The sequence below is a fragment of the Streptomyces sp. O3 genome, assembly GCF_054788135.1.
Genome location: NZ_JBTVYK010000103.1, coordinates 1 through 8,243 on the forward strand (window position 1 = coordinate 1; position 8,243 = coordinate 8,243).

At 71.9% G+C, this 8,243-nt stretch carries 6 protein-coding genes; 3 read left to right on the forward strand and 3 right to left on the reverse strand.

Annotated elements, in window-relative coordinates; genetic code table 11:
* Positions 1-266: 266 nt before the first annotated feature.
* Positions 267-779, reverse strand: coding sequence for a MarR family winged helix-turn-helix transcriptional regulator (locus ACX6XY_RS29580; RefSeq protein WP_460337530.1), 513 nt, complete (start codon positions 777-779; stop codon positions 267-269).
* A 103-nt stretch (positions 780-882) separates the two neighbouring features.
* Between ACX6XY_RS29580 and ACX6XY_RS29585 the strand changes: the two genes are divergently transcribed.
* Positions 883-2,166 (forward strand): MFS transporter, encoded by a 1,284-nt coding sequence (locus tag ACX6XY_RS29585; protein WP_460337533.1) that lies wholly within the window; start codon positions 883-885, stop codon positions 2,164-2,166.
* 17 nt (positions 2,167-2,183) lie between these two features.
* Here the strand turns inward: ACX6XY_RS29585 and ACX6XY_RS29590 are convergent, their stop codons facing one another.
* Entirely contained in the window at positions 2,184-3,902 is a 1,719-nt protein-coding gene (locus ACX6XY_RS29590) for an ATP-binding SpoIIE family protein phosphatase (protein ID WP_460337536.1), read from the reverse strand.
* A gap of 126 nt (positions 3,903-4,028) precedes the next feature.
* Complete coding sequence (locus ACX6XY_RS29595) at positions 4,029-5,456, reverse strand: NAD(P)/FAD-dependent oxidoreductase (RefSeq protein ID WP_460337539.1); 1,428 nt, start codon at positions 5,454-5,456, stop codon at positions 4,029-4,031.
* 307 nt (positions 5,457-5,763) lie between these two features.
* Here ACX6XY_RS29595 and ACX6XY_RS29600 point away from each other — a divergent pair, with 307 nt between their 5' ends.
* On the forward strand, positions 5,764-6,828 hold the full coding sequence (locus ACX6XY_RS29600; protein WP_460337542.1) for a TetR/AcrR family transcriptional regulator: 1,065 nt from the start codon (positions 5,764-5,766) through the stop codon (positions 6,826-6,828).
* A 147-nt stretch (positions 6,829-6,975) separates the two neighbouring features.
* The coding region (locus ACX6XY_RS29605; protein ID WP_460337545.1) for a sigma-70 family RNA polymerase sigma factor at positions 6,976-8,243 on the forward strand (1,268 nt) is incomplete at its 3' end.

The following is an 8,243-nucleotide window of genomic DNA, read 5'->3' on the forward strand; positions in this document are numbered from 1 at the left end:
CCGACTCTATCAGATCCTTTCGGGCCTGACTCCCAGTCAGAAGGGCTTGTCCTCACGGCCGTTGGGCCGTTCCGACGTCCCAAACTCTAGCGGCTTTCCGCCCTGACTCATAATCGAGCCAATCGATCAGAATTTCGGCATGCCGAAATTCTTCCCGGTGGGAGATCGTGCAGAGTTGGGGTGCCGCGTCTGCGGCGAAGTGGTGTCGCAGAACCGTTACAGCCCGGCGACAACCCGAAGAACCTTACGGATCCGCCGGGGGTCTGTCAACTCTCCTCGACCCTGCGGAGCAGAGTCGTCAGCATCTCGCCGAGCGCTCCGCGCTCCTCGCTGGACAGGTCCTGGAGGAGTTCCTCCTCGAAGACGGTGGCGAGGCGCATCGCCTCAAGCCACTTCTCCCGGCCCGCGTCCGTGAGCTCGATGATCACGCGGACCCGGTTGGTCTCGTCGCGGTCGCGGGTGACCAGGCCCTCGGCGACCATGCGGTCGATGCGGTGCGTCATGGCAGCCGGGGTGAGGCAGAGGCTCTTGGCGAGTTCGCCGGGGCCCAGCCGGTAGGGGGCGCCGGAGAGGACCAGACCCTTGAGCACCTCCCACTCGGCGTTGCTGATGCCGAGGGTCGCGGTCTGGCGGCCGTACGCGACGTTCATACGGCGGTGGAGTCGCCCGAGGGCCGAGACGACCTGCTCCACCTGGGGGTCCAGGTCTTCAAATTCTCGCTGGTAGGCGGCGATCTGCTCTTCGAGGGTGCGCTCGTCGGGACTCGGGGTGTCGACCATGCGGCCAGTGTCGCATGGGGCCGCTTTGCGTTAAAGACCTCAGAGCCTTACTCTTTAGCTCCGAACTTTAGCTTCTAAATCTTCACTCCTAAGGCAGGTGAACGTGACCAGGGCACAGGGCGCCGCGATGCGCCGGATCCACGTGGGCAACGCACTCAGTGCGTTCGGTCTCGGCTTTACCGTCCCCTTCCTGTACGTCTACGTGGCGCAGGTACGCGGGCTCGGTCCCACGACGGCTGGCCTGGTGCTGGCCGCCTTCGCCGTGGCCGCGCTGGTGGTGCTGCCGTTCACCGGTCGCGCCGTCGACCGGCGGGGTCCGCTGCCGGTGCTGCTCGCCGCCCTGGGTACCGCCGCCGTCGGAGCGCTGAGCCTGGGGCTCGCCGGCAGTGCCGAGCTGGTGCTGCTCTCGGCCGCCACGCTGGGCGCGGGGCAGGCCGTGATGCAGCCCGCGCTCGCGACGATGATCGTCGAGTGCTCCACGGCCGAGACGCGGACGCGGGCCTTCGCGACGCAGTTCTTCCTGCAGAACCTGGGTCTGGGTGTCGGCGGGCTGATCGGCGGCCAGATCGTGAAGCGGCAGCGGCCGTGGGACTTCACGCTGCTGTTCGGCATCGAGGCGGCCATGTTCTTGCTGCTGGTCGTGGTGATGGCGACCGTACGACTGCCCAGGCAGCCGCGGATCGACGACGCCAAACCGCAGGCCACGGGCGGCTGGCGGCAGCTGGTCGGTCATCGGGCCATGGTGCAGCTGTCCGTGCTGGGCTTCGTGCTCTTCTTCGCCTGCTACGGGCAGTTCGAGTCCGGGCTCTCCGCGTACGGCGTGGAGGCGGCCGGGATCTCCCCGTCGACGCTCGGCGTCGCGCTGGCCGCCAACACGGGGGTGATCGTGGTGGCGCAGTTCGTGGTGCTGCGGTTCGTCGAGCGCCGCAGGCGGTCGCGGGTGATCGCCTCGGTCGGGGTGCTCTGGGCGGTGGCCTGGCTCGCGGCGGGGTACGCGGGGCTCGGGCACGGCAGCCAGGCGATGGCCACGGCGGCGTTCATCTCCACGTACGCGCTGTTCGGTCTCGGTGAGGCGATGCTGTCCCCGACGGTCGCCCCGCTGGTGGCGGATCTGGCGCCGGACGGGATGGTCGGGCGATACAACTCCGCGTTCGCGCTGGTGAAGCAGCTCGCGCTGGCGGTGGGACCCGCGGTGGGCGGGCCTATGGGGGCGTCGCTGCATGGGCCGTACATCGTGACGTTCGTGCTGTTCTCGCTGGCGATCACGGTGTTGGCGCTGCGGTTGGGGCGACGGCTCAGCCCTGGGCAGGACTGGCCCCATCGGGCCAGGTCCATGGAAGCTGTGGGCTCGGATGCCGTCGAGAGCGCCGTTGGGGTACGCGCTTAAGAAGGTGAGGACTGCCCTCAAGCGCCGGACGGGCTGGGTTTGCCGGACGGGCTTGGTTTGCCAGGCGGGCTTGGTTTGCCAGGCGGGCTGGACTTGGGGAGGGCGAACTCGCACCAGACCGCCTTGCCGCCGTCTGGTGTGCGGCGGGAGCCCCAGGACGAGGCGATCGTGGCGACGATGGAGATGCCACGGCCCGCCTCGTCGGCCGGTTCGGCACGGCGGCGGCGCGGCAGGTGCTCGTCGCCGTCAGTGACCTCGACGATCAGGCGGCGGTCAGTGCGGCGCAGCTTCAGCCGCATCGGCGGGGTGCCGTGCTGGAGGGAGTTGGCGACCAGCTCGGACGCGGCCAGGACGCCCAGGTCGTGCAGTTCGGGCGGGAAGCGCCAGCTGGTCAGGACGCCGGAAGCGAAGGCACGCGCGCGTGGGGCGGCCTCGACGCCGCCGAGCAGGTCGAGCGCGGCGCCGCGGAACAGTTCGGCGTCGGCCCCGCTGTGCGCCGGGTTCTGGAGCACCAGGACGGCCACGTCGTCGTCGTGTGAGGCGGTGACGCCCAGGGCGCGGATCAGGCGGTCGCAGACCACCTGGGGGGTGCCGGTGGCCCCGGCCAGGGCGCGCTCCAGGGCGTGGACGCCCTGGTCGATGTCCTCGCCGCGCCGCTCGACGAGTCCGTCCGTGTAGAGGACGGCGGTGGAGCCGGGAGGGAACGGCACCGTGCCGGATACGTGCAGCCAGCCGCCGGTGCCGAGCGGGGGTCCGGTGGGTTCCTCGGTGCGGTGCAGGGCGCCGTCCTCGTCGCGTACGAGGATGGGCAGGTGGCCCGCGGACGCGTAGGCGAGCTGGCCTTCGTTCGGGTCGTGGATCGCGTATACGCAGGTGGCGATCTGGCTGGCGTCGATCTCGGCGGCGAGTCCGTCGAGGAGTTGCAGCACTTCGTGCGGCGGCAGGTCGAGGCGGGCGTACGCGCGTACGGCCGTGCGGAGCTGGCCCATGACGGCGGCGGCGCGCACCCCGCGGCCCATGACGTCTCCGATGACCAGTGCGGTGCGGCCGCCGCCGAGGGTGATCACGTCGTACCAGTCGCCGCCCACCGCGGCGTCGGTGCCGCCTGGTTGGTAGGTGGCGGCGATGCGCAGGGCGTCGGGTTCCTCCAACTCCTGGGGCAGCAGCGAACACTGGAGGGTGACGGCGGCCTCGCGGTGGCGGCGCTCGCTGGTGCGCAGCCGTTCGGCGGCCTCGGCGTGGTCGGTGACGTCGGTGGCGAAGAGGAGTACGCCGGACTCGGACGGGCCGTCGGCCCGCTCGCTGAGCGGGACCGTGACGGGGGTGCAGGTGAACGTGTAGGAGCGGCCGTCGGCGCCCTTGCGGGACTTGACCGTACGCGGCTTGGAGCTGCGCAGTACCTGATCGAGCAGGGGCAGCAGGCCGAACTCGCGCAGTTCTGGCAGGGCCTGCCGGGCGTCCTCGCCGACGGGGCGCGGGCCGAAGGCGGTGGCATAGGCGTCGTTGACGTACGCGATGCGGTGCTCGGGGCCGTGCACCAGGGCGACGAGGGCGGGGACGCGGTCGAGGACCTCGCGGACCGGCAGGTCATCGAGCCGGGGCGGTCGCCCGGCCTGGTCCGACAGTTGCTCGGCGCGGGCCGCGGGCACCGAGCCGCCGTCGGACCGCGCTTCGGACCGCGCCGCGGCGCGACGCTGCGTTCCGGGGAGCCGGGCGCTCCAGCGCGTGAAGTTCACTGCGTTAGGCCTCTGTTGTCGCTTCTGGGGTGGTGTGTGGGGTTGCCTGGGCGTTCTGCGCCGCCGACCGGACTGACATCCGTCAGACGCCGGTACCGGGCGGGGAGTTCCCCGCACCGGTAAGGACTACCCCTTCGGGTTCTTGGGTTGGTCGCCTCCGGCCGCGAGTTCAAACTCGGCTCGGGGGTGTTCGAGTGAGCCGAGGGAGACGATCTCTCGCTTGAAGAGGCCGGACAGGGTCCATTCGGCCAGTACGCGGGCCTTCCGGTTGAACGTGGGCACCCTGCTGAGGTGGTACACGCGGTGCATGAACCACGCAGGGTAGCCCTTCAGCTTGCGCCCGTAGACGTGTGCGACGCCCTTGTGCAGGCCGAGCGAGGCCACCGAGCCCACATAGGCGTGCGCGTAGTCCTTGAGGGGCTGCTCGCGCAGCGAGGCGGCGATGTTGTCGCCGAGTGTCCTGGCCTGGCGTACCGCGTGCTGGGCGTTGGGCGCGCACGGTGTGCCGTCCTCGTCGGCCGTGGTGTCGGGGACGGCGGCGGCGTCGCCCGCCGCCCACGCGCGCGTGACGCCGTCGACGGTGAGCTGGGGGGTGCACTTCAGGCGGCCGCGTTCGTCCAGGGGCAGGTCGGTGGCGGCCAGGACGGGGTGCGGTTTGACGCCCGCGGTCCACACCAGCGTACGGGTGGGGAAGCGGGCGCCGTCGCTGAGGACGGCGACGCGGCCCGCGCAGGACTCCAGGCGGGTCTCCAGGCGTACGTCGATGTTGCGGCCGCGCAGCTCGCGGACGGTGTAGCGGCCCATCTCCGCGCCGACCTCGGGGAGGATGCGGTTCGACGCTTCCACGAGGATCCACTTCATCTCTTCGGCGCGGATGTTGTGGTAGTAGCGCGTGGCGTACCGGGCCATGTCCTCCAGTTCGCCGAGCGCCTCCACGCCCGCGTAGCCGCCGCCGACGAAGACGAAGGTGAGGGCGGCGTCGCGGATCGCCGGGTCGCGGGTCGACGAGGCGATGTCCATCTGTTCGAGCACGTGGTTGCGCAGGCCGATGGACTCCTCGACGGTCTTGAAGCCGATGCCGTGGTCGGCCAGGCCGGGGATCGGGAGGGTGCGCGAGACGGAGCCGGGGGCCAGGACGAGTTCGTCGTACGACAGCTCGACGGGTCCGGTGCCCTCCTCGTCGGTGGCGAGCGTGGTGAGGGTCGCGGTGTGCTTGGCGTGGTCGATGCTCTTGACCTCGCCGATGACGATCTTGCAGCGGTCCAGGACGCGGCGCAGCGGCACGACGACGTGGCGGGGCGAGATGTTCCCGGCCGCGGCCTCGGGCAGGAACGGCTGGTACGTCATGTACGGGTCAGGGCTCACCATGACGATCTCCGCCTCGCCGCGCTTGAGCTCGGGTTTGAGCTTCTTCTGGAGGCGCAGCGCGGTGTAGAGCCCGACGTAGCCGCCGCCGACGACGAGGACGCGGACGCGGGGGGTTTCCGGGGTGCTCCCTGGGGAGGATGCGGCCTTCACCTGTCCATGACGCACCCGAGCCGCGCGTTTGTCCACAGCCTCGACGCTTTGCATGACCGCGAGACACGCCGTGCGCGGTGGGCGGCGGGTTACGGAATGCCGGGAAGATACGCAGGTCAGGGGGTGGTTCGGGGCCTTGGGGCAGAGGGTCATTCGGGGCGGAAACGGTACGTACTCCGATCGAGGGGCGCACCGTGCGGAACGAGGCTCTTCTGAATTGACTCCGGCTCAACTATGTTCGTATGTGGTCGGGGTGTGGGGCTTGTGTGTGTGAAGGTCCTCGCGCTCCGCCTGTCAAGGCGGGGAAGGTCTCCGGGGGGAGACGTCATTACCGGGGGAACTTATGCACATTCAGGATTCTCATTGGGCTTCCGCATCGGCCGTCGCGTCGGCCGACGGTCCGGTCGAGGCGGCTGGCCAGCCCGGCGCCGCGGCTGACGGTTCCGTGGCGGACGGTTCCGTGGCGGCGGCCGTCCACCCCGCCGCCGCGGAGGGCTTGGCTCGGGGGGAGAGCGCGGCGCGTACGACGCCGCTGCGCGTCGACGCGCGGCGCAACCTGGAGCACGTTCTGCGCGCCGCGCGCGAGGTGTTCGGCGAGCTGGGGTACGAGGCGCCGATGGAGGACGTGGCGCGCCGGGCGCGGGTCGGTGTCGGCACGGTCTACCGGCGATTCCCGAGCAAGGACGTGCTGGTAGCGCGGATAGCTCAGGATGAGGCCTCCCGGCTGACCGAGGAGGCGCGGACCGCGCTCAGCCAGGAGCCCGACCCGTGGTCGGCGCTCGCGCGCTTCCTGCGGGCCTCGGCGGAATCGGGGGCCGGGCGGCTGCTGCCGCCGGAGGTACTGCGGGTGGGGGTCGCCGACTGGGTTGGCTGGGCTGACGGGGTCGGCGGCTCGGGCAGGGCCGACGGGTCGGGCGAGGCCGGTGGGTCCGGCGAGGCCGGTGCGTCTGGCGAGGCCGGTGGGTCTGGCTCCGGCGAGGCTGACGAGGCTGACGAGGCGCGGGTGCCGCAGCAGCGGGATCCCGGTGCCAAGGCCGAGTTGCGGCTGGTCGAGCAGCGTTCGGCTCCGGAGGCCGAGACGGCTCCCGCCGGTCCGGCGGACTCGGCCGCGGCGGGCTCGGGTGCCACGGGCTCGGCTCCGGCGGATTCGGCTCCGGCGGCTCCGGGGTTCGCGGACTCGGGTCTGGACGAAGCGGCGGTGGCGGCGCTGGTCGACGTCGTGGGGCAGCTGGTGGACCGGGCACGGGACGCGGGCGAGCTGCGTACGGATGTGAGAGTGTCGGACATCCTGCTGGTGATCGCCTCCGCGGCGCCTTCGCTCGCGTTGCAGGACCCCGCACAGCAGGCGGCCGCTTCCCAGCGGCTGCTGGAGATCCTGCTGGAGGGTCTACGGTCCCGGCCGCAGTAGAGCATCCCCCTAACGGGTGAACGGCAGTACCGTTTTTCCAAAACACACCTCGGACGAGTGGTTGCGGGTCCTCGGGCCCCTGTACGGGGGCCGCGTGTGACACCCTTTCCCGCGTGTTGGGTCTGAGTGTTGCGGGGGCTTCGCGCGATGGGCGTTGACGGACAGGACGAGTCACTCCCCGGTGGCAGCGGCGGCGGTACGGGGGCCGGCGGGCTGCCTCCCCAGCAGGTACCGAGCCAGGGCGGCCCGGCCGGAGCCTCGGCCGGGCCGTTCGTGAGCCCTGACGCCGGAGCCGGGCCCGGCAGCACCGCTGGTACCGGCGCTGGCGAGCCCGGTGTGCCGCCTCAGCGGGACGCCGGCGACGCTTCGCTCGCGGACGACCTGTTCACCGGCGGCGACGGACCCGCGTCCGACGCCGCCCTGATCGCCCGGATGCGCGGCGGCGACGACTCCGCGTACGAGGAGCTGTACCGGCGGCACGCGGAGGCGGTGCGCCGGTACGCGCGCACCTGCTGCCGGGACGGGCACACCGCGGACGACCTCGCCTCCGAGGTCTTCGCGCGCATGCTCCAGGCGGTACGCCGCGGCTCCGGGCCCGAGCACGCGGTGCGCGCCTATCTGCTGACCACGGTGCGGCGGGTCGCGGCGGGCTGGGTCCAGTCCGCGAAGCGGGAGCAGCTGGTCGAGGACTTCGCGGTGTTCGCGGCGCAGGCCGCCGGCCCGTCCGAGGTGAAGTCCGACGACACGTTGTCCGGTGGCTCCCTCGGCGCGGGGCTCGACCTCGGTGCGGATGTCATGGCCATGCACGAGGCCGAGCGGTCGATGGTCATGCAGGCCTTCCGCAGCCTCTCTGAGGAGTGGCAGGCCGTCCTGTGGCACACCGAAGTCGAGGACGACCCGCTGAGCGAGGTCGCCCCGCTCTTCGGGCACGCCTCGCCCAACGCCACCGCGCAACTGGCCAGCCGGGCCCGCGAAGGCCTCAAGCAGGCCTATCTCCAGGCGCACGTGAGCGGGGCGCTCGCCTCCGACGACGAGTGCGCGCGCTACTCGGACCGGCTCGGCGCCTACGCCCGCGGACGGCTGCGTACGCGGGCCGAGCGCGGGCTGCGCAAGCACCTGGAGGACTGCGCCAAGTGCCGCCTCGCGGCGGGCCAGATCAAGGAACTCGCCAGCGGCATCCCCGGCGTCGTACCGGTCGCGGTCATCGGTTGGTTCGGTGCGGCCGCGTACTCGGCGAAGGCTGCCGGGATCGTGGGCGGCGGCGTCGCGGGGGCCGCCGGTGCGGGCGCGGCGGCCGCCGCCGCCGCGGGGCACCGCGTCTCCGGGCGGGGGGGGGGGGGGGGGGGGGCGCCCCACGGCCAGGGCGGCATCACCCGCCCCGAGGTCAGCGGCTACCAGCTCGCCCTCACCCGCGC

Excerpts from the sequence above, each read along its gene's own strand:
- ACX6XY_RS29600 (WP_460337542.1), top strand. The coding sequence starts at position 5,764 with ATGCACATTCAGGATTCTCATTGGGCTTCCGCATCGGCCGTCGCGTCG.
- ACX6XY_RS29580 (WP_460337530.1), bottom strand. The coding sequence starts at position 779 with ATGGTCGACACCCCGAGTCCCGACGAGCGCACCCTCGAAGAGCAGATC.